We start from the raw sequence: 839 nt of genomic DNA on the forward strand, positions 1-839 counted from the left end.
AAAGGATATGAGGACATAGTGGATGCCTGCAGCCAGGCATGGAACAGCTTTATCAGTTGTACAAAACGCGTGGTAAAAATGTGCTCTCGGGAATGGGCAAAGGTGACTGAACTTTAATGCGGAATGGTATTAGGCTGATTTTTACAAACCTCAGACGCAAAAAAGCCAGCTTATTCAGCTGGCTTCGTTACATCTCAATGAGATAATTAGGCGCTTGGCGATGACCTACTCTCACATGGGGAGACCCCACACTACCATCGGCGCGTTTGCGTTTCACTTCTGAGTTCGGGATGGGATCAGGTGGTTCCACAAGGCTATTGTCACCAAGCAAATTTTGTATTCTAGGAAATGACTCTAGATTGTAATGGTGCTGATACCCAGAATCGAACTGGGGACCTCATCCTTACCAAGGATGCGCTCTACCGACTGAGCCATATCAGCAATTCTATACTAATCAATTAAGATTATTTAAATTAGGCGCTTGGCGATGACCTACTCTCACATGGGGAGACCCCACACTACCATCGGCGCGTTTGCGTTTCACTTCTGAGTTCGGGATGGGATCAGGTGGTTCCACAAGGCTATTGTCACCAAGCAAATTCTGTTTATTACCGTGTCTATCTCTGGACCACGTTAATAATAATTCGGAAAGCTGATTTGCTTTGTTTGAGTTCACACTTTATTAAGTGTCGATATTCTGTCTAAGGCTTTCAGTAAAACCCATCTGGGTTGTATGGTTAAGCCTCTCGAGTCATTAGTACATGTTAGCTCAACGCCTCACAACGCTTACACACCATGCCTATCAACGTCCTAGTCTCGAACGGCTCTTTAGAGGAATT

1 tRNA gene and 3 rRNA genes are annotated in these 839 nt (G+C 44.9%); all 4 read right to left on the reverse strand.

What is annotated here, in order from left to right:
* Positions 1–212 precede the first annotated feature (212 nt).
* Positions 213–328, reverse strand: a 5S ribosomal RNA gene (gene rrf / locus NE536_RS22810).
* Positions 329–365: 37 nt separating this feature from the next.
* Positions 366–441, reverse strand: a tRNA-Thr gene (locus NE536_RS22815).
* 38 nt (positions 442–479) lie between these two features.
* Positions 480–595, reverse strand: a 5S ribosomal RNA gene (gene rrf / locus NE536_RS22820).
* A gap of 138 nt (positions 596–733) precedes the next feature.
* Positions 734–839 (reverse strand): 23S ribosomal RNA (locus NE536_RS22825); the annotation flags it as partial.

Source organism: Shewanella septentrionalis, assembly GCF_025370265.1.
GTDB classification, from domain to species: domain Bacteria; phylum Pseudomonadota; class Gammaproteobacteria; order Enterobacterales; family Shewanellaceae; genus Shewanella; species Shewanella hafniensis.